Source organism: Synechococcus sp. R55.2, from assembly GCF_047462075.1.
GTDB lineage: Bacteria > Cyanobacteriota > Cyanobacteriia > Thermostichales > Thermostichaceae > Thermostichus.
On sequence record NZ_JANSIH010000167.1, the window covers coordinates 1 to 838 of the forward strand.

The following is an 838-nucleotide window of genomic DNA, read 5'->3' on the forward strand; positions in this document are numbered from 1 at the left end:
GGGAAACCGATCGCCGCAGTGCCTGCACCGTCGCCAAACTGGCCTATCAGATCTTGGCTGCGGCCTTGGGTTAAGCTCAAGAAGAGCTTGGCCGGCCATCCCCGGGGCACCTGTTCGAGTTCTTTAGGTTTTTGGGTAACACACCTGTGAAATCGGCCCACCCCCGTCGTCCTGCTTTTGAACTTCCCGCTTTGTCCTGGATTCCCTTGGTGGGTGGGGCATTGCTGCTGATCCTCTTGGCCACCTAGCTGCAGTGCTTGGTGGTGGTGCCTGCCGGCACACGGGCCGTGGTGTTCAACTCCCTGACGCGCCTGAAGCCGCAGCCGCTGGGAGAAGGGCTGCACCTCCTGCTGCCGCTGGTGGAAACGCCTATCTTCTACGACGTGCGCACCCAAACCTACACCATGGCCTCCCAACGCTCCGAAAACCAGGGGGATGATGCGTTGAAAGTGCTCAGCGCCGACGGCCAGCAGATCTCCCTCGATGTCTCGGTGCGCTTTCGCTTGGATCCCGACCAAGTGGCCCACCTGCACCAGACCATTGGCCCTTCCTACGTGGACAAAGTGATTCGCCCAGAGGTGCGGACGGTGGTGCGCAATGAACTGGCTTTGCACCGCGCCATCGCCGTTTTCTCGGAAGAACGCGAGCAGATCCAGGAAAATGTGGAGCGGCAGCTCTCCAGCATTTTTGCTGAGAATGACCTGATCTTGCAAAACGTGCTGCTGCGCAATGTCCGCTTCTCCGACCAATTCCAAACGGCCATCGAGCAAAAGCAAATTGCCGAGCAAGAGAAAGAGCGGGAACGCTTCCTCGTGGAAAAAGCAGAGCTGGAAAAACA

1 protein-coding gene is annotated in these 838 nt (G+C 58.7%); it reads left to right on the top strand.

The genetic code is table 11. From position 1 onward, the window contains the following. Positions 1 to 260 precede the first annotated feature (260 nt). On the top strand, positions 261 to 838 hold a 578-nt coding region (locus NW838_RS05830), incomplete at its 3' end, for a prohibitin family protein (RefSeq protein WP_414427679.1).